Below are 25,879 nucleotides of genomic sequence, written 5' to 3'. Positions count from 1 at the left end.
TGTGGGCCGGTGGTCGGGCGGTGGGTCATGAGGATTTTGGTGTTGCTGATGACCTCTTCGCGAGCAGGCTCGCTCCCACAGGGAATCTATGTCGTACACAGCATTTGTGTACATGGAGATCAAATGTGGGAGCGAGCCTGCTCGCGAAGGCGGACTGACAGTCAATGAAGAACCAACTGGCTGTTTACTGCTTCCAGCGATCCGCCGCCGCATGATCGCTGTCCCGCCCTTCAACCCAACGCGACCCGTCAGGGGTGTTTTCTTTCTTCCAGAACGGAGCACGGGTTTTCAGATAGTCCATGACAAAGGCGCAGGCGTCGAACGCGGCCTGTCGGTGGGCGCTGGCGGCGCCGACAAACACAATCGGCTCACCCGGTTCCAGGGCGCCGATGCGATGCAGCACTTCAAGCTTGAGCAGCGGCCAGCGCTGCTCGGCCTCTGTGGATATCTTGGCGAGAGCTTTTTCGGTCATGCCCGGGTAGTGCTCAAGGAACATCCCGGCGACGTCGAGTCCGTCATTGAAGTCGCGAACATAGCCGACAAAACTCACCACCGCACCAACGCCCACATTGGCGGCGTGCATGGCATTGACTTCAGCCCCCGGATCGAACGCCGTGGATTGCACGCGAATCGCCATGGCTCAGCCTCCGGTCACGGTCGGGAAAAATGCCACTTCATCGCCCTCTCTCACCGGCTCATCGAGCTGACACAGGTCTTCGTTGCGGGCGCACATCAAGTTTTGCTCGCTCAACACTTCGGCACCGTCACGCTGGGCCAGCAGCGCACGCACATCGTCGACCGTAGCGAAATCACCTTCAACCTTCACCGAGTCCACGCCGAGCGCCTCACGGTAACGGGCAAAAAACTTCACGGTGACGTTCATGGTTGATCCGCCTGGAAATGGCCGCTCTTGCCGCCGAGCTTCTCAAGCAGGCGCACGCTTTCAATGGTCATGCCGCGATCCACGGCTTTGCACATGTCGTAGATAGTCAGCGCCGCGACGCTGGCGGCGGTCAGGGCTTCCATCTCTACACCGGTCTGCCCGGACAACTTGCAGCGCGCGACAATGCGCACGGTGTCATCGCCTTCGGCACTGAGCTCGACCTTGACGCCGGTGAGCAGCAACGGATGGCACAGAGGGATCAGATCGCTGGTTTTCTTCGCCGCCTGAATGCCGGCGATACGCGCCACGGCGAACACATCACCCTTGGGGTGACCGCCGCTGACGATCATCTGCAGGGTTTCGGGCAGCATGCGCACAAGCGCTTGGGCCGTTGCTTCACGGAACGTCACGGCTTTTTCAGTGACGTCGACCATATGGGCGCGACCTTGGGAATCGAGATGAGTCAGCACAGGGATACTCCTGATCAGAAGCCCCGATTGTAAACCTGTGGGTCAAAATTCCGCACGTTTGATTATCGGATCAACACAACCCCTTGTGGGAGCGGGCTTGCTCGCGAAAGCGGAGTGTCAGCCACATCAATATTGACTGAAACGACGCCTTCGCGAGCAAGCCCGCTCCCACAAGGGATTTGTGTGGGCATAAAAAACCGGGCGGCTTTTAGGCCGCCCGGTTCTTGGGTGAAGGGTTTACAAATGCGATTCGGCGTATTCGGCCAGAATCGAACGCGGCACCCCTTGCAGGGTGATGTGCACACCGTTGGGGAAATCCTTGAAGCGCTCTGTCAGGTACGTCAGCCCGGAACTGGTCGCGGACAGGTAAGGGGTGTCGATCTGCGCCAGGTTACCCAGGCACACCACTTTGGAACCGGCGCCGGCACGGGTGATGATGGTTTTCATCTGGTGCGGCGTAAGGTTCTGGCATTCATCGATCAGGATCAGACTCTGCTGGAAGCTGCGGCCTCGAATGTAGTTGAGGGATTTGAACTGCAACGGCACTTTGCTGAGGATGTAATCGACACTGCCATGGGTGTTTTCGTCATCCATGTGCAAGGCTTCGAGGTTATCGGTGATGGCGCCCAGCCAAGGCTCCATTTTTTCCGCTTCAGTACCGGGCAGGAAGCCGATCTCCTGGTCCAGGCCCTGCACGCTACGGGTCGCGATGATCCGGCGATAACGTTTGCTGACCATGGTCTGCTCGATCGCCGCCGCCAGTGCGAGGATGGTTTTACCGGAACCTGCTGCTCCGGTCAGGTTGACCAGGTGGATATCCGGGTCGAGCAAGGCGTACAGCGCCAGGCTTTGATAGATGTCACGTGGTTTCAGGCCCCAGGCTTCCTGGTGCAACAGGGGTTCCTGATGCAGGTCGAGAATCAGCAGCTTGTCTTCCTCGATCTCCTTGATCCAGCCGACAAAGCCCTGTTCATCGATGATGAACTCGTTGACGTGTACTGCTGGCAGGTTGTCGATCAGCTGCACCTGGTGCCAGGTGCGGCCATGGTCCTGACGGGTATCGACATTCCTCACGCGGTCCCAGAAGGAGCCGGTCATGTTGTGATAACCATTGGGCAGCAGCGACACGTCGTCGACCAGTTGGTCGGTGCTGTAGTCCTCGGCCGCGATCCCGCAAGCCCGGGCCTTGAGGCGCATGTTGATGTCTTTGGTGACCAGCACCACGGGCAGCTTTGGTTCGCGTGCGTGCAGGTCGATCAACTGGTTGATGATGATGTTGTCGTTCAGGTGCTCGGGCAGAATGAGGTTCGGTTCTGCACGCTTGCTCATCAGAATTGACAGCAAACCCTTCGGTCCGCTTTTGCCACGCTGGATCGGGACGCCGAGCTCGACGTCTTCAGGACTGGCATCGCCCAGGGTCTTGTCGATCAGACGAATCGCCTGACGGCATTCCGCAGCCACGCTGTGATGCCCGCTCTTGAGCTTGTCGAGCTCTTCAAGCACGGTCATCGGGATGGCGACGTGGTGTTCTTCGAAGTTAAGCAGGGCGTTTGGATCGTGAATCAATACGTTGGTATCGAGTACATAAAGGATTGGCTGGTTGGAGGAAGAATTACGTCCGTGATCATCCATACTCGGTCACCTTTGTGGGAGCCAGTCGACGCAATACCATTACAGTGCTGCGCCTCGAAGTGACCACCGAATTCACCTGCGAGGAGTCAAGTGAACTGCACACAAATTGGGTCTTGGAAGACGCCACCTGTCTGCAGGTTTCGGCGGTCTGTCTTCGTAATACTCCAAAACCTGTGACAGAAAAAAGTACTTTGACGTTTTTTTGAAGTTTATTTTTCAGAGTGACCAATAGCACTAGGCGGATTGCCATCACCCCGTTAAAGTCGGAAGTCCGCCTGCACCGAATTCTCGTCCAAAACCACCCCTCCCCCAATGTTTACGGCCTTTCGTCGTTTTCAGCGAAACGCGTCCTGACAGTCTTCCCAGCCGATTCCGCTTTGCGCCGTTTGCGTGATGAGCCAGGGCATCGCCGTTTTCAGCGCATCCTGCTTCACGTTGAAGTTGATCACCCCGTGGCGCCACAACAACATCAGGCTCAACACCCGTTGCGCGCTCTGATTGGCTTTCAGCTTGCCCGCGCCGTCCTGGGCATCGATATCCCACAGCGCCACCTGCAAACCCTGGGATTTGAAGAATCCTTCAGCATCGGACCGACGCTGACCGTCGGGCGGCCGAAACAACGGCACGTAGTTCTCGGGCAGTTTGTTTTTGACCAGTTCGGCGCTGCGTCGCACCGAATCCTGCCAATCCTGCCAGTGGCTGTGTGAGCGAAATTCCCAACCTTGCACGCCAATGCACTGCTTGGAGTACGTCGCTTGCAGGCTGGCTACCGAACGATCGGCCAGACGGGCCTGGATGTCCTTGCCGAGAACGAAGAACGTGCCACTCATGTTCGACTTGCGCAGGTATTCCGTGGCCCAGGCTGTGTTATCCGGCGCGGTATTGGCGGCGCTGTCGAAGGTCAGCAAAAATAGCCGGTCATGCATTTGATCGCCGTTGCGCTCATAGTCGCCAAAACGATCGACTTCGCTGCTGGTTTGCGGAAACAGCGCTGCCTTGCGCAATTGCTCGTCCAGGTACTGGGCGTGGAACAGTCGGCTCGGCTCGGCCCACTTTATGTAGTAGCTCTCATCGCTGACCTGAAACTTGGCGGCTTGCTGGCGCAGGGTGTCCATGTCCTCGACCAGGAAACAGAAGGAAGCATCCTGATCGCAGCTCTGCTGGGCGTAGTTGTAGTTGGTCAGCAGCCTCTGCCACATGCGCTGGCGCAGATTGTTGATCGATTCCAGATTGACCGTACGCAACCCCAGGCGCTGGGCCAGGCTCACTTCATCCAGGGATTCGCTGGCCAACAGGACGCGAGAAAACATGAGGATCTCGGCCCGTGACGCCACATCAAACAGGGTCGGGCTGTTGAGCTGTTCAGGCCAGGTGCTGCGATCAAGCGTCGCCACATCGCCCGACGCCGCCATGGCACCAAAGCTCAACAGCCAGGCCGAGAATAGAAAAACGATACGCAATGGGATGTCTCCATAACAAAACCCGCGCGGCACTATAGCTGATCGCAGCCACATTCCCGCAGCACCGCGACCCACTGTGGGAGCAGGCTTGGTCCGGGCGGCGTTCCGACGAAAGCGGTGGGTCAGGCGCCATCGATGTTGAATGTGCCGCCGCCTTCGCGAGCAAGCCCGCTCCCACAGGGATTGCCGATTACCGCCGATCATCACCTATGGACTTGATAGCTGGAGTCAACAAGGACAACCCCCTAGAATCGCCCCCACGATTAAAGGAGACGACTTCATGCTGATGGTGATTTCCCCCGCCAAAACCCTCGATTACGAAACACCGCCGGCGACCCAGCGCTTCACCCAGCCACAATACCTCGACCATTCCCAGGAGCTGATCCTGCAATTGCGCGAGCTGGCCCCTGCTCAGATCAGCGAGTTGATGCACGTCTCCGACAAGATCGGCGGGCTCAACGCCGCGCGTTTCGGCAGCTGGACGCCCGCGTTCACTGCGCAAAACGCCAAGCAGGCGCTGCTTGCCTTCAAGGGCGACGTCTACACCGGGTTAAATGCTCAAACCTTCAGCGAGGCCGATTTCGATTACGCCCAGCAGCACTTGCGCATGTTGTCCGGCCTGTACGGCCTGCTGCGCCCACTGGACCTGATGCAGCCGTATCGACTGGAGATGGGCACCAAACTGGCGAATGCCCGTGGCAAGGACTTGTATGCCTTCTGGGGCACACGGATCAGCGAATGGTTGAACGAAGCCCTGGCCGATCAAGGCGATGACGTGCTGCTGAACCTGGCCTCCAACGAGTACTTCTCGGCGGTCAAACGCAACGCTCTGAACGCGCGCATCATCAATACCGAATTCAAGGACCTGAAGAACGGCCAGTACAAGATCATCAGCTTCTACGCGAAAAAAGCCCGCGGCATGATGAGTCGTTTCGTCATTGAAGAGCGCATCAACGACCCGCAAGCCCTCAAGCAGTTCGATGCCCAAGGTTATCGCTACAGCGCCGAGCAGTCGAAACCGGACAATCTGGTGTTCCTGCGCGATCACGCCCCCGAGTAAGCACCCGGTTGGCGCACGCCTCATCAACGGGTCGTGCGCCACGTCCATCGTCCAACAATTCCCCGCCCCATTCGTCACCTTACTGACGTCAAAAATCCATCACCCGATTTTCTAACTTTAGTTTCACTCGACTTTGTTGAAATTTTTCAGTAGTGGCACTGAAATTTTTTATCGGTAGTGGCACATAACTATCTAACCCGACAATAAGCCTATATATCAAGGGCGAAACGGGTGCTGCTATCAATATGGAAGCAGTGCCATCTTTTTCTATATTTCAAGAAATTTCAGAATTCGCGATGGGCGGACCGGAACTATGTCCAAATGCGTCGCTCATACCACCGGTAACCATTCTCTCTGAGCTTGTACGAGATGACTTACGCAGAGAAGAGATTCACATAGCAAAGTTGTCACATTAACTTCTGCTTACTGATCCCTGATTTGGGCAACACATGAAGGACAGGAGATAAACATCAGAAATATCCCCTACAAGGCCAAGGCTGCGCCCCTATAAACGTGCTCACCTGAGCACCCAACCGCTTGATTTACGGGCTTCTGGCCTGGCATTGAGCGCGCAAGACCTTTGCACGAATGTCTTCTGATTAGAAGACCTGCTGCATAACAGGGCATGCCATAACAATAAAAGCCTAGTTGCGCACATCTTGAGTGCACTTATTTAGACACTCGGAACTTATATGCCTGCACGCGGCATTGTGACGCCTTTAAGGCGCACTTCCGAGTGCACTTCGACCGCTGAACACCATTAACTCCGGCCATGTAATGGCTTGATAAACACAGAGGTAATTGCGATGCGCATCAGCATATTTGGTTTGGGTTACGTCGGCGCAGTATGTGCCGGTTGCCTGTCTGCACGGGGCCATGACGTCGTTGGCGTCGATGTTGCCAAAGACAAAATCGATATGATCAACGCCGGTAAATCGCCGATCGTTGAACCGGGTCTGGGCGAGCTTCTGCAGAAGGGTATCGAGACGGGCAAATTGCGCGGCACGACCAACTTCGCCGAGGCGATTCGCGACACCGACCTGTCGATGATCTGCGTCGGCACGCCGAGCAAGAAGAACGGCGACCTGGAACTGAACTACATCGAAGCTGTGTGCCGCGAGATCGGTTTTGTCCTGCGTGACAAGACCACCCGTCACACCATCGTGGTTCGCAGCACCGTACTGCCAGGCACTGTGGCAAACGTAGTGATCCCGATCCTCGAAGACTGCTCCGGCAAGAAAGCCGGCGTCGACTTCGGCGTTGCAGTGAACCCTGAGTTCCTGCGTGAAAGCACCGCGATCGCCGACTACGATCTGCCGCCAATGACCGTCATCGGCGAGTTCGACAAGGCTTCGGGTGACGTTCTGCAATCGCTGTACGAAGAACTCGACGCTCCGATCATCCGCAAGGACATCGCAGTGGCCGAGATGATCAAGTACACCTGCAACGTGTGGCACGCCACCAAGGTGACCTTCGCCAACGAGATCGGCAACATCGCCAAGGCTGTCGGCGTCGATGGTCGCGAAGTGATGGAAGTGGTTTGCCAGGACAAGACGCTGAACCTGTCCCAGTACTACATGCGCCCTGGTTTCGCATTCGGCGGTTCCTGCCTGCCGAAGGACGTTCGCGCCCTGACCTACCGCGCCGGTTCCCTGGACGTGGAAGCACCACTGCTCAACTCGCTGATGCGCAGTAACGAGTCCCAGGTGCAGAACGCTTTCGACATCGTCTCCAGCCACGGCAAACGCAAAGTCGCCCTGCTGGGTCTGAGCTTCAAGGCCGGTACCGACGACCTGCGCGAAAGCCCGCTGGTTGATCTGGCGGAAATGCTGATCGGCAAGGGTTACGACCTGAGCATCTACGACACCAACGTCGAATACGCCCGTGTCCACGGTGCGAACAAGGATTACATCGAGTCGAAGATCCCTCACGTCTCGTCCTTGCTCAACTCCGATTTCGACGACGTGATCAACAACTCCGACGTGATCATCCTTGGCAACCGTGACGAGAAATTCCGCGCCCTGGCGCAGAACGCTCCACACGGCAAGCAAGTGATCGACCTGGTCGGCTTCATGTCCCAGGCCACCAGCGTAAGTGGCCGGACCGAAGGCATCTGCTGGTAATGCGGTCGTAGGAGCTGTCGAGTGAAACGAGGCTGCGATCTTTCCAGGTCCACTTGAGTTTCAAGCGAAAGATCAAAAGATCGCAGGCTTCGCCAGCTCCTACAGGATTTCTGGCGTCATCCAGACCGGATGTCGCCAGTTTTCGTAAGCCTGCCTTAACCCCATCGGGCCACCCCACAGGCTCGCCCGAGATAGAGACGGATGCAGATTATGCACAGGCTAAAGCACGGCCTACTTCAGGCCGCCGGTTGGCTGTTTTACTTAAGTATTTTGATGGGCATCGCCATGGCGTTGCCTGCGTCCACGTTCGACTCCGAGTCGAAGGACTTCATCTTCCTGATCGGTATCGTCGGTATCTGGCGCTACTCGATGGGTGCCACGCACTTTTTGCGCGGCATGCTGTTTCTGTACGTGGTCTACCCGCACCTGCGGCGCAAAGTGCGCAAGCTGGGTAAAGCGGCAGACCCGTCCCATGTGTTTCTGATGGTCACCAGTTTTCGTATCGACGCGCTGACCACCGCCCAGGTCTACGCCTCGGTAATTCGCGAAGCGATCGACTGCGGACTGCCGACCACCATGGTCTGCTCCATCGTGGAAATGTCCGATGAGAAGCTGGTGAAAAGCCTTTGGGTCAAAATGAACCCACCGGCTCGCGTCAAGCTCGACTTCGTGCGCATTCCCGGCACTGGCAAGCGTGACGGCCTGGCCTACGGTTTCCGCGCCATCTCCCGCCACCTGCCGGACGACCGCGCAGTGGTTGCAGTGATCGATGGCGACACCGTGCTCGCCGAAGGCGTCGTGCTCAAGACCGTGCCGTGGTTCCAGCTGTTCGGCAATGTCGGCGGCCTGACCACCAACGAGTTCTGCGAAGTGCGCGGCGGCTACATCATGAGCGAATGGCACAAACTGCGCTTCGCCCAGCGCCACATCAACATGTGCTCGATGGCCCTGTCCAAGCGCGTGCTGACCATGACCGGGCGGATGTCGGTATTCCGCGCCACTGTGGTGACCAACCCGGAATTCATCGCCGACGTGGAAAGCGACTCGCTGCAACACTGGCGCCTGGGTCGCTTCAAGTTCCTCACCGGTGATGACAAGTCGAGCTGGTTCAGCTTGATGCGCATGGGCTACGACACGTTTTATGTGCCGGACGCCGCCATTCATACCGTGGAACACCCGCCGGAAAAAAGCTTCATCAAGGCCAGCCGCAAACTGATGTTCCGCTGGTACGGCAACAACCTGCGGCAGAACTCCCGCGCCTTGGGCCTGGGGATGAAACGTCTCGGCCTGTTCACCTCGGTGGTGCTGTTTGACCAGCGTGTGTCGATGTGGACGTCGCTGCTGGGCCTGACCGTCGCGCTCATCGCCAGCTTCAAGTACGGCATCGCGTTCATCCTGGTTTACCTGCTGTGGATCGGCATTACCCGCCTGATCCTGACCGTGCTGCTGTCTTTGTCCGGTCACACGATCGGCCCGGCCTACCCGGTGATTCTCTATTACAACCAGATCATCGGCGCGCTGGTGAAGATCTACGTGTTCTTCCGCCTCGACCGACAGTCCTGGAGTCGCCAGCCCACTTCCCTGACCCGTGATCTCGCCAGCTTTCAAGGTTGGTTCAACACTTGGTCGTCTCGGACCATGACCTTCTCAGCCGGCAGCATTTTTGTTGCTGTGCTGCTGATGATGGTCTGACCGAACTCGCCTGAATTAACTAGGAAATCGCCCATATGAATACCGCCGTCAACGCCAACGTAGTGCATGAATCAGAAGCCCAGCGCCAACACGCCCGAGTAAAAATTCCGGCCAAGCTGCGTTTCTTCGGTCCTGACCGGACCCCGGTCGAAGCTCGGGTCATCGACCTCTCCGCTGGCGGCCTGGCTTTCAACGCCGGTCAGCTGCCACTGAAGATCGGCGACGTGTACAAGGCTCGCCTGCAGTTCGTCATCGATAACCTCGGCCTGGCCATGGACGTCGAGTTACTGGTGCGCTCCCACGACCGCGAAACCGGCCGTACCGGTTGCCAGTTCCAGAACCTCGAATCCCAGGACATTTCCACCCTGCGCCACCTGATCACTTCTCACCTGGCCGGCGACATCGTCACCATGGGTGAAGTGCTGGCCACCCTGCAACGCGACAACTTCACCAAGGCGCGCAAGACCAAGGATGGCGGCCACGGCATGACCCCGTTCGGTCGTCTGCGTGCAGTGACCTTCAGCTTGGCGATCTTCCTCGTCGGTCTGACGGCATTCGGCTTCATCTTCAAGTCGGTGTACGGCATGTACTTCATCAGCCACGCCCAGGCCGGTCTGGTCAGCGTGGCGGGCATGAACATCACCATGCCGCGCGATGGCACGGTGCAGAGCCTGATCAAGCCCGACGGCGTTGCCGCCAAGGGCGCGCCGCTCGCGACCTTCAGCACCAGCATGCTCGATGTGCTCAAGGGCCATCTTGACGACAATCAATTGCAACCAGCCAAGGTTGAAGAACTGTTCGGCAAGCAAATGACCGGCACCCTGACGTCGCCGTGCGATTGCACTGTAGCGCAGCAAATGGTCGCCAACGGTCAGTACGCCAGCAAAGGTGACGTGATCTTCCAACTGGTGCCGCGTAACAGCGAAGCCAACGTTGAAGCGCGCTTCTCCTATCGCCAGTTCGCCGACGTGTTGCCAGGCAGCTCGGTCAGCTTCCAGATCGCCGGCGAAGACAAAACCCGCTCCGGCACGATCGTCAGCAGCACCAGCCTGAAAAGCGCCGACCTGTCGTCCGACATCCGCGTGATGATCAAGCCTGACGAGCCGCTGGACAGCAAATTCGCCGGTCGCCCGGTTGAAGTCAACGCCACCCGTGGTCCGAACCTGAACTGGCTGATCGACAAAGCCATAGCCGCCGGTCGTTAAAAACAAGAGGACATGCCCGTGACTAGCCCACTCAGAATCCTGCCAGTTCCGCTGACTCTGGCCATGGCAATTGCCCTGGCCGGATGCGCCGGCCTGCCCGACCAGCGTCTGGCCAACGAAGCCCTCAAGCGCGGTGATACCACGCTGGCGGCGCAGAATTACCAGCAACTGGCAGACCTGGGCTACAGCGAAGCACAGGTTGGCCTCGCCGATATCCAGGTCGACAGCCATGACCCGGCGCAGATCAAGAAAGCCGAGGCGACTTATCGCGCCGCGGCCAGCGTCTCGCCGCGAGCTCAGGCTCGCCTGGGTCGTCTGCTGGTGGCCAAACCCGGCTCCACCGAAGCCGAACAGCACGAAGCCGAAGGCCTGTTGAAAAAAGCCTCGGCCAATGGTGAAGGCAACACCCTGATCCCGCTGGCGATGCTGTACCTGCAATACCCGCACAGTTTCCCGAACGTCAATGCACAACAGCAGATCAGCCAATGGCGCGCCGAAGGCAAGCCGGAAGCGGGCCTGGCCCAAGTGCTGCTCTATCGCACCCAGGGCACTTACGACCAGCACCTGGACGAAGTGGAATCGATCTGCAAAGCCGCGTTGAACACCACCGACATCTGCTACGTCGAACTGGCCACGGTCTATCAGAAAAAAGCCCAGCCAGAGAAACAGGCCGAGCTGATCAAGCAAATGCAAGCCGCTCAGGCTCGCGGCGCGGTTTCCGCCCAGCGGGTGGACAGCGTGGCTCGCGTACTGGGCGATGCATCCCTGGGCACGACCGACGAGAAAACCGCCCAGTCGCTGCTCGAAGGCATCGCACCCGGCTACCCCGCTTCCTGGGTCAGCCTGGCGCAACTGCTCTACGACTTCCCGGAACTGGGTGACGTCGACACGATGATGAAGTACCTGGACAACGGCCGCGCCGCCGACCAGCCGCGCGCGGAACTGTTGCTGGGCAAGCTCTACTACGAAGGCAAAATGGTGCCGGCCGACGCGAAGGTCGCCGAAGAACACTTCAAGAAAGCCGTCGACAGAGAAGTGGCCGCCGATTACTACCTTGGCCAGATCTACCGTCGCGGTTACCTGGGCAAGGTCTATCCGCAGAAAGCGCTGGATCACCTGCTCAAGGCTGCGCGTAACGGCCAGAACAGCGCCGACTTCGCCATTGCCCAACTGTTCTCCCAAGGCAAAGGCACCCGGCCCGACCCCCTTAACGCTTATGTCTTCAGCCAATTGGCCAAGGTCCAGAACACCCCGCAAGCCACCGAGCTTGCGCAAACACTCGAAACCCAACTGCCGCCTGCCCAGCTCGCCGAGGCCCAACGCCTGTTGAAACAAGAACAGGCCGTTCGTGGTGCCTTGAGTCAGAACACGCTGGAACTGCATGCCCTGGAAGAAGAAGACGGCGAGGAATCCCTATGAAGTTGAATCCATTCGTTAAGGCCGGTATTGGCCTGTCATTTGCCCTGCTGTGGTCGTGCCCGACCCTGGCGGCCCTGACTGAAAGCAAGAACTACGGCCTTGATGTGAAAGTCACCGCCCAGTCCGAAGACGACACTGACCTCGGTACGGCGAGCGGCGGCGACGTCAACGGCGTCGGCCTCGACCTGCGTCCATGGGTCTACGGCGAGAGCGGCGCGTGGAGCGCCTACGCCATGGGTCAGGCGGTGACGTCCACCGACATCATCGAGACGGACACCTTGCAACAGTCCGACAGCGACGGCACACAGGCCACCGACAACGGTGATCGCAAAAGCAAGAAAAACTACCTGGCGATGCGTGAGTTCTGGGTCGGCTACAGAGGCCTTACACCCTACCCCGGCGAGATGCTCAAGCTCGGTCGCCAGCGCCTGCACAATGACGATGGCCAATGGCGCGACACCAACATCGAAGCCCTGAACTGGACCTTCGACACCACCCTGTTGCGCGCCAACGCCGGCGTTGCCGAACGCTTCAGCGAGTACCGCACCGACCTCACAGAACTCGCGCCCAAGGACAAGGATCGCCTGCACGCTTTCGCCGATGCGGCGTACCAGTGGACCCCGGGCAACTGGGTCGGCATTCGCGGTCATCACACCCACGATGATGGCAAGCTCGACTACGCGCAGCCGGGTGTTCCCGCCGATTCCCTGGACAAGAAACAGAATGGCGACATCAGCTGGCTCGGCCTTACCGCCGACAGCGATGCCTACAACTGGCGCAACACCAACACCGTCAACTACTGGGGAAGCGTGACCGGTATGAGCGGCGACCGCGACAAGGTCAACCCGCTCAACGCCGATGGCACCGCTCCAGCACAAGCCAAAACCAGTGGCAATGTAGATGGCTGGGCCACCGACCTGGGCGTGCGTCTGCGCCTCGATCCGCAATGGCAAGTCGGTGCAGCCTATGCCCGTGCCAGCGCCGAATACGAACAGAACGGCCTGGAAAGCAACCGCTCGAACTACACCGGTACTCGCTCGCGGGTTCACCGTTTCGGCGAAGCCTTCCGTGGCGAAATGCAAAACATGCAGTCCGCCACCCTGTTCGGTTCGTGGATGCTCAACGACGAATACGACGCCAGCGTGATCTACCACAAATTCTGGCGCGTAGACGGCAACAAGCCTGTCGGCAGCAACGGCATCAACGCCGTCGAGAACAACACCGACGACGCAACCGGTGCAATTCTGTCCAGCACGTCCCTGCCGCTGGAAGATGGCAACAAAGACCTCGGTCAGGAAATGGACGTGGTCGTCACCAAGTACTTCAAGCAAGGCCTGCTGCCCGCCTCCTTGAGCCAGTCGATCGATGAGCCTTCGGCCCTGGTGCGGTTGCGTGGCGGTGTGTTCAAGCCCGGCGATGCGTATGGCAAAGGCGTCGACTCGTACATGCACCGCGCGTTTATCGACGTGATCTGGCGCTTCTGATGCAAACCGCTAAGGGAGTTCCTGACATGAACAGTCCGAAGAGAGGCTCGATAACCTTGCTGGCCGGCGCGATGTTGCTGGCCAGCACGGCAGCCTTCGCCACAGTGGAGCCGGCCTCGCCCGTTCAAAAAGGGCAACCGGCGACCATTGCAAAAGGGTTGCAACAAGCCAAGACCTACACCGTCAGCAGCGCCCCGACCGCGCCGCTGGAGCTGGCCAAGCCGAAACTGCCGGACACCTCCGGCTATACCGCCGAAGCCATCGCCGCGAAAGTCGTGCGCACCAAGCCCGGCAAAATCAGCATGCGCCGGATGATGCAGGAAAACGCCCTGAAGGACTTCATTGGCGGCGATAACAAGATGGCCGAATGGGTCGTGCGCCAGCACGGTATCCCGCAGGCGATTTTCATCGACGACGGCTACATGAACCTCAAGGATCTGGCCAAGAAAGTACCCAAGCAGTACTTCAGCGAAACCTCGCCGGGTGTATTCCTGGCGAAGCTGCCGATCGTGGTGGGTGAGAAAGGCATCCTGGAAATCGACAAGCAGACCCAGGAACTGCGCCTGTCCCAAGAGAGCGGTTCGTTCCTGATCAACGACGGCCAGCTGTTCGTGCGCGATACCAAAATCACTGGCTGGAGCGAGAAGGAAAACGGCCCGTCGGCCTTCAAGTCGCCGAAGGAATTCCGTCCGTTCCTGCTGTCCTGGGGCGGCACCCAGACCTACATCGCCAACAGCAAGATCGCCAGTTTCGGCTACGCCAACAGTAAGTCCTACGGCGTGAGTATTTCCCAGTACACGCCGAACATGGCCAAGGTGCTCAAGCGCCCTGAACCGAGCGGCTGGATCGTCGGTTCCGAGTTCTCGGACATGTGGTACGGCTTCTACTGCTACGAAACCCGCGACTTCGTGGTCAAGGGCAACACCTACAAAGACAACATCGTCTACGGCATTGACCCGCATGACCGTTCCCACGGTCTGATCATTGCCGACAACACGGTGTTCGGTACCAAGAAGAAGCACGGGATCATTATTTCCCGTGAAGTGAACGACAGCTTCATCTTCAACAACCGCAGCTACGACAACAAGTTGTCGGGCCTGGTGATCGACCGTAACAGCGTCAACAACCTGATCGCCTACAACGAGATCTACAAGAACCACACTGACGGCATCACCCTCTACGAGAGTGCCGACAACCTGATCTACGGCAACAAGGTGATCAGCAACCAACGCCACGGCATCCGGATTCGTAACAGCGTGAACATCCGCCTCTACGAAAACCTGTCCATGGCCAACGGCCTGACCGGCATCTACGGGCACATCAAGGACCTGAGCGACACCGACCGGGACATCAAGCTCGACCCGTTCGATGCCGAGGTGTCCCTGATCGTGGTCGGCGGCGAACTGGCCGGCAACGGCAGCGGCCCGCTGTCCATCGACTCGCCGTTGAGCGTGGAGTTGTATCGCGTGTCCATGCTCGCGCCGACCAAATCCAGCGGCATCAGCTTCTCGGGGATTCTCGGCGAACGCCAGGATGAAATTCTCGACCTACTGGTGCGCCAGCAGAAAGCCGTGCTGATCGACCCTGTCGAACGCCAGACCAAAGTACGGGACTGAGGATAATTTTATGCACCCACACTTGATCAAATTACTCAGCCTGTCGGCCCTGACCGCCGGCATTCTCGCGGCCAGCGCTGGCGCTCGTGCCGATGAAGCCAAAGCACCAACCTTCAACGCCGAACCGTGCTGCAACCTGTGTCCGGAAGCCCACGACGCGAAGAACTACACCACGCGTTACCAGCAGAACTTCACCACGCTGGTGCAGGCTCAGGGCGATTGGCTGTTCCGTACGCAAGAAGACTTGCGCACCGAATTCGACACCACGCCCGCCGGCTACAAGCGCATGAAAGAACTGCACGATGCGTTCAAGAGCAAAGGCATTGAACTGGTCATCGTTTACCAGCCGACCCGTGGTCTGGTGAACCGCAACAAGCTCAACCCGGAAGAGAAGGCCAAGTACGATTTCGACAAGGCCTTGAGGAACTACAAGGCCATGCTCGGGCGTTTCGCCGCCATGGGCTACACCGTGCCGGACCTGTCGCCGCTGACCAACGAGTCGCTGCCTGAAACTCTGCCGGCCCACGATTTCTACTTCCAGGGCGACCAACACTGGACGCCGTATGGCGCCCAGCGCACGGCGAAAATCGTCGGTGAGCAAATCAAGAAAATGCCGGCCTTTGCCGACGTGCCAAAACGCGAATTCGAGAGCCATAAGTCGGGTCGCATGGGCAAGAACGGAACGTTGCACAAGATGGCCGGTCAACTCTGTGGCACCAGCTACGCGATCCAGTACATGGATCAGTTCACCACCGAGCCCAAGGGTGAAGCGGGCGATGGCGATCTGTTCAGTGATTCCGGTAATCCGGAGATCACCCTGGTCGGCACCAGCCACAGTGGCAAGAACTACAACTTCGCCGGTTTCCTCGAAGAGGCCATCGGCGCCGACATCCTCAACGTAGCGTTCCCCGGCGGTGGCCTGGAAGGTTCGATGCTGCAGTACCTGGGCAGCGAAGAGTTCCAGAAGAAGCCACCGAAGATTCTGATCTGGGAATTCTCGCCGCTCTATCGCCTCGACCAGGAAACCATCTACCGCCAGATGATGGCGCTGCTGGACAACGGTTGCGAAGGAAAGGATGCACAGATGACCGGCAGCACCACGTTGAAACCGGGCAAGAACGAATTGATGGTCAACAGCAAGAACCTGAACCTGCAGAACAGCGGTCACCAGGTTGATATCCGCTTCGCCGATCCGTCGGTGAAAACTCTGCAAGCCACCCTCTGGTACATGAACGGCCGCCACGAGGACATCAAGATCGAAAAACCGGAAACCTCCGACACTGACGGGCGTTTCGCCTTTGAGTTGCGCACGGACGAAGACTGGGCCTCGCAGAATCTGCTGGCCGTCGAAGTCCAGGGCCCTGAAGCAGGTGCCGCGGGACAGAAAGTCGAAGCGAAAATCTGCAAACGCAACGTGTTCCCTGGCACTGGGCAGCGTACCGCTCAGGCCGGGCAGTGAGGCAATCTCTTATGACATGCATGCAAACCCGAACTTTGAAAAGATTGATCGCACCGTCCCTGTTGAGCCTAGCCATGTTTGCCGGTGCGACTCAGGCCGCCGCGCCACTGCGCCCGCCACAGGGGTACTTCGCGCCGATTGAAAAAGTCAAAACCGGCGACAAGAGCGAAGGCTGTGATGCGATGCCGACGCCGTACACCGGCTCGCTGCAATTTCGCAGCAAATACGAAGGTTCCGACAAGGCCCGTTCGACCCTGAACGAGGTCTCGGAAAAAGCCTTTCGCGACAGCACCGCCGACATCACCAAACTGGAACGCGGCACCAGCAAGCGCGTGATGCAGTTCATGCGTGACGGTCGTCCGGAACAACTCGAATGCACGCTGAACTGGTTGACCGCCTGGGCCAAGGCCGATGCGTTAATGTCCAAGGACTTCAACCACACCGGCAAGTCGATGCGCAAATGGGCCTTGGGCAGCATGGCGTCGTCGTACATTCGCCTGAAGTTTTCCGACTCCCATCCGTTGGCGAATCATCCGCAAGAATCGCAGTTGATTGAAGCCTGGTTCAACAAGTTGGCCGATCAGGTAGTCAGCGACTGGGACAACTTGCCGCTGGAACAAACCAACAACCATTCGTACTGGGCCGCCTGGTCGGTGATGGCAACGTCCATCGCCACCAACCGTCGCGACCTGTTCGACTGGTCGGTGAAGGAATTCAAGGTCGGCGCCAATCAAATCGACGCCCAGGGTTATCTGCCCAACGAACTCAAGCGCCAGCAACGCGCCCTCGCCTACCACAACTACGCCCTGCCGCCGCTCGCGATGATCGCCAGTTTCGCTCAGGTCAACGGTGTGGACTTGCGTCAGGAAAACAACGGCGCATTGAAACGCCTGGGTGATCGAGTGCTCGCGGGCGTCAAAGACCCGGACGAATTCGAGCAGAAGAACGGTAAGGAACAGGACATGACCGACCTGAAGGTCGACTCGAAATTCGCCTGGCTCGAACCGTTCTGCTCGCTCTACACCTGCTCGCCGGATGTGCTCGAGAAAAAGCACGAAATGCAGCCATTCAAGACTTTCCGCCTCGGGGGTGACCTGACCAAGGTCTACGACCCGGCGAATGAGAAGGGCAAAAAAGGTTCCTAGAGCCAAACGCAACCCCCCTGTGGGAGCGGGCTTGCTCGCGAATGCGGTCTGACATTCACCATTGATGTCGACTGACACTCCGCTTTCGCGAGCAAGCCCGCTCCCACAGGGTCAGTGCAAGACATGAGTTTTTATGTGATGTGTCCCCCGGTTTTTCGATGGGGGGTTTGGGGGGGCTGCGGCCCTTGACTGTTGGTTAAACATGGAGAGACCGGGATGGTATTTTCATCCAACGTGTTCCTGTTTTTGTTCTTGCCGATCTTTCTCGGCATGTACTACTTAAGCGGAATACGCTATCGCAACCTGCTGCTGCTGATCGCCAGCTACGTGTTCTATGCCTGGTGGCGTGTGGACTTCCTTGCGCTGTTCGCAGCCGTCACGCTGTGGAACTACTGGATCGGCCTCAAAGTCGGTGCCGCAGGCGTTCGGACCAAACCGGCACAACGCTGGTTGCTCCTGGGCGTGGCCGTCGACCTGTGCATTCTCGGCTACTTCAAGTACGCCAACTTCGGCGTCGACAGCATCAACGCGATGATGACCTCCGTCGGTCTGTCGCCGTTCATCCTGACCCACGTACTGTTGCCGATCGGGATCTCGTTCTACATCTTCGAGTCCATCAGCTACATCATCGACGTCTACCGTGGTGACACGCCGGCGACCCGCAACCTGATCGACTTTGCCGCTTTCGTGGCGATCTTCCCGCACCTGATCGCCGGTCCGGTGTTGCGCTTCCGCGATCTCGCCGACCAGTTCAACAACCGCACCCACACCCTCGACAAATTCTCCGAAGGCTGCACGCGGTTCATGCAGGGCTTCATCAAGAAGGTCTTCATCGCCGACACCCTGGCGGTCGTGGCCGACCATTGCTTCGCCTTGCAGAACCCGACCACCGGCGATGCCTGGCTCGGCGCGCTGGCCTACACCGCGCAGCTGTATTTCGACTTCTCCGGTTACAGCGACATGGCCATCGGTCTGGGCTTGATGATGGGTTTCCGCTTCATGGAAAACTTCAAACAGCCGTACATCAGCCAGTCGATCACCGAGTTCTGGCGTCGCTGGCACATCAGCCTGTCGACCTGGTTGCGTGACTACCTGTACATCACGCTGGGCGGTAACCGTAAAGGTACGCTGATGACCTATCGCAACCTGTTCCTGACCATGCTGCTCGGTGGTCTGTGGCACGGCGCGAACATCACCTACATCGTCTGGGGCGCCTGGCACGGCATGTGGCTGGCGATCGAAAAAGCCCTGGGCCTGAACACCTCGCCGCGCAGCATCAACCCGATCCGCTGGGCGCTGACCTTCCTGCTCGTGGTCATGGGCTGGGTGATCTTCCGCTCGGAAAACCTGCACGTCGCCGCTCGTATGTACGGCGCGATGTTCAGCTTCGGCGAATGGTCACTGTCGGAACTCAACGCGGCCAGCCTCACCGGCCTGCAAGTAGCGACTCTGGTGGTGGCTTACATGACCCTGGCGTTCTTCGGCATTCGTGACTTCTACACCAACCTGCCGCCTGAGAAGACCAAGCCTGTTGTGAACGTCGAGGCCGATGGCCCGGCTGCCGCGACCCCTGGAATGATCAAAGCCGTACCGGGCGACAACCCGGGCAGCATCCACCAGCCTGGCTACACCGTCGGCGTTGAAGCGACTGTGCAACCGGCCTACTGGACGGCGGACTGGCCTCGTTACGTGATGCGCACGCTGGTACTGGTGCTGTTCATCGCCTCGATTTTCAAACTCTCGGCGCAAAGCTTCTCGCCGTTCCTTTACTTCCAGTTCTGAGGGATCTGACTATGACCCGCTCATTACGCATCCTCTACATCGGCCTGTTCATGGTGACGCTGTTAGTCCTGGGCCTGTGGTCCACGCGCAGTTTCTTCGGTTTCAGCACCTCGGCCGAAACGACGGTGCTCAACGGCCGCTGGACCAAAGCCGTGGAGACGCACTACGACGACGAGTTCCCGATCAAGCGCCTGGGTACCAACCTTTGGGCTGCGCTGGATTTCAAACTGTTCAACGAAGGTCGTCCGGGCGTCGTGCTCGGCCGCGATCAATGGTTGTACAGCGATGAGGAATTCAACCCGATCGTCAACGAAGAGCTGAACCTGCAAGGCAACTACGCGCTGGTTGAAGGCGTGCGCCAGGAGCTGAAAGCCAAAGGCGTGAAACTGGTCATGGCGATCGTGCCGGCCAAGACTCGCCTGTACCCGGAACACCTGGGTGAAGTGAAGCCTTCGAGCATCCACGCCAACCTCTATGACGACTTCCACGCTCATGTGGCGGCCAACAAGATCCTCGCTCCCGACCTGTTCGGCCCGATGCTGAAGGCCAAGCTGGACGGTCAGCAAGTGTTCCTGCGCACCGACACTCACTGGACCCCGGAAGGCGCGCAAATTGCTGCCGAGGCCCTGGCCAAAACCATCGCCGAAAAAGCCCCGCTGAGCGGCGAGCCGCAACACTTCGTCACTGAACCTGCGGAGAAGGTGACTCACAAGGGCGACCTGCGGTTGTTCCTGCCGCTGGACCCGCTGTTCGAAAACCTGATGCCCAAGACTGAGCCGTTGCAGAAGCGCAACACCGTTGCGGCGCAAGACCAGGCTGGCGGTGATGACGCCTTGTTCGCCAACACTGAAGTGCCGGTGGCCCTGATCGGCACCAGCTACAGCGCCAACCCCAACTGGAACTTCGTCGGTGCGCTGAAACAAGCGCTGAACAGCGACGTGGTCAATTACGCCGAAGACGGCCACGGCCCGATTCTGCCGATGCTCAGCTACCTGAAAAGCGATGCTTTCAAGAACAGCCCGCCACAAGTGCTGATCTGGGAGTTTCCTGAACGTTATCTGCCTGTGAACAACGAAATCGGTGACGCCGACCCGCAGTGGGTCGCAGAGCTCAAAGAAGCCGGCGCTCGCCAACAAAACGTAGCCGCAAACACTAAATCCGAGACGCCCGACCGGGCGCAAAACTGAAAGAGAGGTACACCATGACTTTCACTACTACTCCTCGCCGTCTCGCCAAGACCTTCGCACTCGTTGCAGGCATGAGCGTTCTGTCGATGTCCGCCTTCGCTGGCGACGCCGCACTCTACGGCCCGACTGCACCGAAAGGTTCGAGCTTCGTACGTGTCTACAACGCCAGTAACGCTGAAGTCAGCGCCACCGTTGGCACCACCAACCTGGCCGAAGTCGCGCCGCTGTCCAGCACTGACTTCAGCTTCATGCCGGGCGGCGACTACAGCGCCAAGATCGGTAGCCAGTCCCTGCCGGTGAAACTGGCTGGGGACCACTATTACACCCTGGTCAACAACGCCAGCGGCGCACCGCAACTGATCGAAGAACCGCCGTTCAAGAACAAGCAGAAATCCCTGGTTCGCGTGCAGAACCTCAGCGACAAGGCCCTGACCCTGAAAACCGCTGACGGCAAGACCGAAGTGATCCCAACCGTGGCCGCCAAGGGCCGTGGCGAACGTGAAATCAACCCGGTCAAGGTCAGCCTGGCGCTATACGATGGCGACAAGAAAGTCGGCGACGTGAAACCGGTTGCCCTGGAACGCGGTGAAGCCGCCGTGCTGTATGTGACCGGCAGCGGCAGCAGCCTGGCGCCAGTCTGGGTAAAACGCCCGGTTTCGACGCGCTAACACATTTGCCCGGTTGACCCACATCCCTGTGGGAGCCGGGCTTGCTCGCGAAGACGGTTTCACATTCAACGATAAAGTTGGCTGACCCACCGCTTTCGCGAGCAAGCCCGCTCCCACAAGGAACCGAGGCGTCAATTGGGACACGGAATAAGAACAAGAGTGAAACGACAGAACGCAGTAGCTCTGACCCATACGATTTTCAAGGAGTAACAACATGATTCCGGTGATCTTGTCAGGTGGTAGTGGCTCACGTCTTTGGCCGCTTTCGCGCAAGCAATTCCCTAAGCAATTCCTCGCCCTGACCGGCGAACAAACACTGTTCCAGCAAACCCTGGAACGCCTGGTGTTCGAAGGCATGGACACCCCCATCGTGGTCTGCAACAAGGAACACCGTTTCATCGTCAACGAGCAACTGGCCGCCCGTAAACTGGACGTGCAGCGCGTCCTGATGGAACCGTTCGGCCGCAACACCGCGCCAGCCGTGGCCTTGACCGCGATGATGCTGGTCAACGAAGGTCGCGACGAGTTGATGCTGGTGCTGCCAGCCGACCACGTGCTGGAAGACCAGAAAGCCCTGCAACGTGCGCTGGCCCTGGCCACGGTCGCTGCAGAAAACGGCGAAATGGTGCTGTTCGGTGTACCGGCCACCAAACCGGAAACCGGCTACGGCTACATCAAGTCGGCCAATGATTCGCTGCTGCCGGAAGGCGTCAGCCGCGTTTCGCACTTCGTTGAAAAACCGGACGTGAAGCGCGCCACCGAGTTCGTCGAGTCCGGCGGTTACTTCTGGAACAGCGGCATGTTCCTGTTCCGTGCCAGCCGTTTCCTCGAAGAGCTGAAAAAGCACGATCCGGACATCTACGACACCTGCCTGCTGACCCTGGAACGTAGCGAGCAGGATGCCGACACCGTCGACATCGACTCCGCCACCTTCGCTTGCTGCCCGGACAATTCCATCGACTACTCGGTGATGGAAAAAACCCAGCGCGCCTGCGTAGTGCCGCTGACCGCGGGCTGGAGCGATGTCGGTTGCTGGGCGTCGTTGTGGGAAGTGAATGAAAAAGACGCCAACGGCAACGTCACCAAAGGCGATGTGGTCATCCAGGACAGCAAAAACTGCATGATCCACGGCAACGGTAAACTGGTGTCGGTGATCGGCCTGGAAAACATCGTGGTCGTCGAAACCAAGGACGCCATGATGATCGCCCACAAGGACAAGGTCCAAGGCGTGAAACAGATGGTCAACACCCTCAACGAGCTGGGCCGCAGTGAAACCCAGACGCACTGCGAAGTCTATCGTCCGTGGGGTTCCTACGACTCGGTGGACATGGGCGGCCGCTTCCAGGTCAAGCGCATCTCGGTCAAACCGGGCGCGTGCCTGTCGCTGCAAATGCACCACCACCGCGCCGAACACTGGATCGTGGTTAGCGGCACTGCTGAAGTGACCTGCGACGAAAACGTGTTCCTGCTCACTGAAAACCAGTCGACCTACATCCCGATCGCCTCGGTCCACCGCTTGCGCAATCCGGGCAAGATCTCGCTGGAAATCATCGAAGTGCAATCGGGCAGCTACCTGGGTGAAGACGATATCGAGCGGTTTGAAGATATCTACGGTCGCTCCAACCCGATCGAACGCGGCGTGTCGGTGAAAACCATCGCGCAGTAAGCGTTCAGCAAAACAAGAAGCCCTCATCCAGCCCGCTGCGTTTTCCCTATCCGCAGCGGGTTGGGTGGGGGCTTTTTTATCCCGTCCATTTGGCGCCCGATCTCGAGGCAATGGCCGCTGATCGTGGGTTGATCGCTAGAGTAGATATTTTTACCACCTTGCTGGTCTTGTTTATCCTGTTCAAAGACTTGAGTGTCAGAAAGTTGCCCACGCCTCGCACATTTGAGATGTTTTTCGATATCACCCCGGCGTCCACAGCCATTTTCAGTTCGTCTGGCTTCAGCTGAGAGGCGGGGTTTGCCACCAAAAACTCCACCTTTGCCTCAGTATCATTACTGGCCGCCCCCTTATTCATCGTGGTGGAAATCGCGGCGATTGCGTAGGTTTGCCTGGCTCCGGCAGATTTCAGCTTGTCCTCTTTTTTCAGAATCGCAAAGAACCTGTACTCGAGTATTTTTTTTGGCCCGTCACTTCTTGAGTCCGGCTCGATAATCCGAGGCTTCTGAAAATCCGACTGCGCCAAGTTCAGCATCGTAGATGAGATCGACTCTCCAAGCTCAAGATTCATCTGGGCCTCTCCCGATTTGCCCGGAAACATCCTCGATACATGTTTGAACACGCGTTTGTACTCCTGCAAGCTACGTTTCAGCTCATCTTTGCCAACGGAGTACTTAATGTCCACGCCCACTTCCACCGCTTTGAATTCGGAGCTGGTTTTAAACGCCTTGGTTTTATCGTCAAACACCGCGACTTTTGCGACCATTGACTTGGCCTTCAATCCCATCCGCTGAAGCGTCCCGATATTGATTTCGTAGTCCCCTACTTCATCATGTTGCAAGCCGGATGGATCAATGAACGTCATCGGGTTGTTCAGCACCATCGAGAACAGATTCAATCCATCAATATCCCCCGCAGGATCGGGATTCAACCAACGCTGCAACCACGGTAGGTAGTACCGAAACCCGTAGTAATAAAGCCCCGTCGCATCCCGTTCCTTGCCCGAATAGCGAACGGTTTTGTAATCCCCATCGGTGTCGTTCGGGGCAGCAGACCAGGCGGTTGTACCAAACGGATGATAAGTTTCCCGGCTGATGATGCGCGCATCATCGGCGAGTTCTAGCGTGCAGGAGTTCAGATGATCCACCAGGCTGTAACGGTACTGATCGTTGGTCACGCCAGGCGGCAGATCGGTTTCCCAATGCAATACCCGAACACTGTTGAGCCCGGCCTGCGCGGTGATGACCTGTAGCGCCTTCCCAGTGCCGCTGTCGGTGCGCAATTCAAGTCCCGGCAGATACCGCACTTCAGCCACCACGGTTCGGGCATTGGTGTTCAGCGAGCGGATTTTGCGCACGCGCTGGCCACCGCCATCGTAGACATAGGACTCTTGATCATTGCGCCCCGACTCTCGTTCCACCGGGCTGATCGATTGCAACTGGTTCCGCAGATCCCACCTCAGGAACCTTCCCTGATCCAGCTCCAGCAAATTGCCCTTGGCATCGAACGCAGCAGCGATTGTTTCTTCGGTGGGCGGTTCGCCGTTGCGCCAGGGCAGGCAGCGGTTGCTGTAGCGCGCCGCCTTCAGTTCTCGCCCCATACTTTGCGCTCCGACGTGCGTCAGCTTCAGCAGGTTGCCGCTTTCGTCATAACTGTAGGTCTGGCGGTAGTTGCTGACCGCCGCCGGATCAGCCCGCCCCTCGGATTCCGGTCCCTGGTTGGGGCCGCCCGCCTCCCAGCCAGAAGCCTCGATCAATTGGTAAAGGCTGTCGTAGCGAAAGCGACTGATGGGCTCGATACGCTGGTTGGCGAAGTAACGCACCGGCAGTGCCTTGTCCTCGATGCTCAGGACATTGCCTGTCCGGTCATAGTCGTAGATCAAGTGCTGCAACCACCGGGCACTCGCGTCCTGTGCCCGACGCGCCCTCAACAGGCCATCTTCCGCGCTATAAAGAAGGGTTGTTTGTACATGGTTGCCGGCGGTTTCGTGCGTCACCTGCCCCTCGGCGCTGTACTGGATATCGCTGACCAGCGTTTGCCAGATGCTCATCCCCTGAAGTTGCAGACGCGTCTCGCGCAAGCGACCGTCAAGGGTCAGGCGGAAGACCTGGCGGTTGCCCTTGGCATCAACCTGTTCCAGCACATCATTCAGCGGGCCGAAGCTCCACGTCGAAGTGGCACCCTCCCCCGGCTCAAGCAGCCGCTGGCGATCGCCTTCCAGCTCCGGCCAATCAGGTGCAACAGGGTCCAGGGTGAAGTGACGGACTTGCTTCACGCGGTGACCGGTGATTGAAAACGCCTCGAACAGCACCGTCCCTGCGGGGTCGTCATGACGGATCAACTGCCCGCATTGATTCCGGACGCCACGATCGGGACCACCATAGGCCATGCGTTCAACCGCCTTTCGCGGCTCGGTCGTGCCCTGTTCGAACACCACCAACGGACGAAGCAAGTCATCGTATTCGACCTCACGTCCGGCACCTCGGCTGTCCCACCCCTGCAACACTTCATTGCCCAGACCTGGCAGGTCGAGCTGCCAACCGGCATCGACGCCGTCAGTGAACAGCGCGTTACCCGCCAGCGAAAACACCGTCGTGAGGTTGGCGCGCCGCAATGGATCTTCTTCTGGCAGCGCCCAAAGCCGAGGATCCCACTGTTCAACGGCACGGCCTGCGGCATCGTGAAAGGTGCGATTGATGCGTGCCTGAGTGGGAAAACCTTCGACCTCACGCCAATAATCAACCGAACGGATCGGCAGGCCACGCGGGTCGACAACGGACAATCCGGGTGTTTTGTGGTGCATTCCCATCGTCGAGGCCTGCATGCCGGTCGCGTCCCTGTTTGCCAGCAGTCATCTAACCGCTCGTGGGCAGGCCAGGCTACTGTCAGAAATTACAGTGCCGACCAACGGCAACAGACCTTGATCGACGA

General features: G+C 58.5%; 19 protein-coding genes. 13 read left to right on the top strand and 6 right to left on the bottom strand.

Translation table 11 applies throughout. The features are described 5' to 3' along the window. Window positions 1-184: 184 nt before the first annotated feature. From moaE to KW848_RS23055, 5 genes are all read right to left on the bottom strand, one after another. The gene (moaE, locus tag KW848_RS23075) at window positions 185-637 is read right to left on the bottom strand and encodes a molybdopterin synthase catalytic subunit MoaE (protein ID WP_111450321.1); all 453 of its coding nucleotides are present in this window, start codon (window positions 635-637) and stop codon (window positions 185-187) included. A gap of 3 nt (window positions 638-640) precedes the next feature. After that, a complete protein-coding gene (moaD, locus tag KW848_RS23070; RefSeq protein WP_218538147.1) occupies window positions 641-883 on the bottom strand; it encodes a molybdopterin converting factor subunit 1 in 243 nt (80 codons plus the stop codon). After that, on the bottom strand, window positions 880-1,353 hold the full coding sequence (gene moaC / locus KW848_RS23065) for a cyclic pyranopterin monophosphate synthase MoaC (RefSeq protein WP_095132959.1): 474 nt from the start codon (window positions 1,351-1,353) through the stop codon (window positions 880-882). Before moaC ends, moaD begins: the two co-directional genes overlap by 4 nt. A 237-nt stretch (window positions 1,354-1,590) precedes the next feature. After that, window positions 1,591-2,985 (bottom strand): PhoH family protein, encoded by a 1,395-nt coding sequence (locus KW848_RS23060; protein WP_111450322.1) that lies wholly within the window; start codon window positions 2,983-2,985, stop codon window positions 1,591-1,593. Between the two features lie 335 nt (window positions 2,986-3,320). Next, window positions 3,321-4,445, bottom strand: coding sequence for a polysaccharide deacetylase family protein (locus KW848_RS23055; protein WP_218538146.1), 1,125 nt, complete (start codon window positions 4,443-4,445; stop codon window positions 3,321-3,323). Window positions 4,446-4,725: 280 nt separating this feature from the next. Here KW848_RS23055 and yaaA point away from each other — a divergent pair, with 280 nt between their 5' ends. The 13 genes from yaaA (at window position 4,726) to KW848_RS22990 (ending at window position 22,951) form a co-directional block, all read left to right on the top strand. Next, window positions 4,726-5,505 (top strand): peroxide stress protein YaaA, encoded by a 780-nt coding sequence (gene yaaA / locus KW848_RS23050; RefSeq protein WP_218538145.1) that lies wholly within the window; start codon window positions 4,726-4,728, stop codon window positions 5,503-5,505. Between the two features lie 806 nt (window positions 5,506-6,311). After that, window positions 6,312-7,628, top strand: coding sequence for a nucleotide sugar dehydrogenase (locus tag KW848_RS23045; protein ID WP_008153478.1), 1,317 nt, complete (start codon window positions 6,312-6,314; stop codon window positions 7,626-7,628). Between the two features lie 210 nt (window positions 7,629-7,838). Continuing rightward, window positions 7,839-9,320 (top strand): mannuronan synthase, encoded by a 1,482-nt coding sequence (gene alg8 / locus KW848_RS23040; protein WP_375154729.1) that lies wholly within the window; start codon window positions 7,839-7,841, stop codon window positions 9,318-9,320. A gap of 35 nt (window positions 9,321-9,355) precedes the next feature. Beyond that, on the top strand, window positions 9,356-10,525 hold the full coding sequence (locus KW848_RS23035) for an alginate biosynthesis protein Alg44 (protein ID WP_218538144.1): 1,170 nt from the start codon (window positions 9,356-9,358) through the stop codon (window positions 10,523-10,525). Between the two features lie 12 nt (window positions 10,526-10,537). After that, window positions 10,538-11,944: an alginate biosynthesis TPR repeat lipoprotein AlgK gene (algK, locus tag KW848_RS23030; protein ID WP_111450329.1), complete on the top strand. Its 1,407-nt coding sequence runs from the start codon at window positions 10,538-10,540 to the stop codon at window positions 11,942-11,944. Further along, entirely contained in the window at window positions 11,941-13,428 is a 1,488-nt protein-coding gene (locus KW848_RS23025) for an alginate export family protein (RefSeq protein ID WP_111450330.1), read from the top strand. Before algK ends, KW848_RS23025 begins: the two co-directional genes overlap by 4 nt. A gap of 26 nt (window positions 13,429-13,454) precedes the next feature. Continuing rightward, window positions 13,455-15,044, top strand: coding sequence for a mannuronan 5-epimerase AlgG (gene algG / locus KW848_RS23020; protein WP_218538143.1), 1,590 nt, complete (start codon window positions 13,455-13,457; stop codon window positions 15,042-15,044). A gap of 10 nt (window positions 15,045-15,054) precedes the next feature. Next, window positions 15,055-16,503 (top strand): alginate O-acetyltransferase, encoded by a 1,449-nt coding sequence (locus KW848_RS23015; RefSeq protein WP_218538142.1) that lies wholly within the window; start codon window positions 15,055-15,057, stop codon window positions 16,501-16,503. A gap of 11 nt (window positions 16,504-16,514) precedes the next feature. Next, entirely contained in the window at window positions 16,515-17,648 is a 1,134-nt protein-coding gene (locus tag KW848_RS23010; RefSeq protein WP_305729603.1) for a mannuronate-specific alginate lyase, read from the top strand. A gap of 216 nt (window positions 17,649-17,864) precedes the next feature. Continuing rightward, window positions 17,865-19,430, top strand: coding sequence for an MBOAT family protein (locus KW848_RS23005; RefSeq protein WP_218538140.1), 1,566 nt, complete (start codon window positions 17,865-17,867; stop codon window positions 19,428-19,430). An 11-nt stretch (window positions 19,431-19,441) separates the two neighbouring features. Then, window positions 19,442-20,617: an alginate O-acetyltransferase gene (locus KW848_RS23000; RefSeq protein ID WP_218538139.1), complete on the top strand. Its 1,176-nt coding sequence runs from the start codon at window positions 19,442-19,444 to the stop codon at window positions 20,615-20,617. 14 nt (window positions 20,618-20,631) lie between these two features. Continuing rightward, on the top strand, window positions 20,632-21,285 hold the full coding sequence (locus tag KW848_RS22995; RefSeq protein WP_218538138.1) for an alginate O-acetyltransferase AlgF: 654 nt from the start codon (window positions 20,632-20,634) through the stop codon (window positions 21,283-21,285). 214 nt (window positions 21,286-21,499) lie between these two features. Then, window positions 21,500-22,951: a mannose-1-phosphate guanylyltransferase/mannose-6-phosphate isomerase gene (locus tag KW848_RS22990; RefSeq protein ID WP_218538137.1), complete on the top strand. Its 1,452-nt coding sequence runs from the start codon at window positions 21,500-21,502 to the stop codon at window positions 22,949-22,951. Window positions 22,952-23,027: 76 nt separating this feature from the next. Here the strand turns inward: KW848_RS22990 and KW848_RS22985 are convergent, their stop codons facing one another. Then, window positions 23,028-25,757, bottom strand: coding sequence for an RHS repeat domain-containing protein (locus tag KW848_RS22985; protein WP_218538188.1), 2,730 nt, complete (start codon window positions 25,755-25,757; stop codon window positions 23,028-23,030). Between the last annotated feature and the right edge of the window lie 122 nt (window positions 25,758-25,879).

The sequence above is a fragment of the Pseudomonas sp. PDM25 genome, from assembly GCF_019219045.1.
Classification (GTDB): Bacteria; Pseudomonadota; Gammaproteobacteria; order Pseudomonadales; family Pseudomonadaceae; genus Aquipseudomonas.
This window is presented reverse-complemented; position numbering and strand designations above follow the sequence as displayed.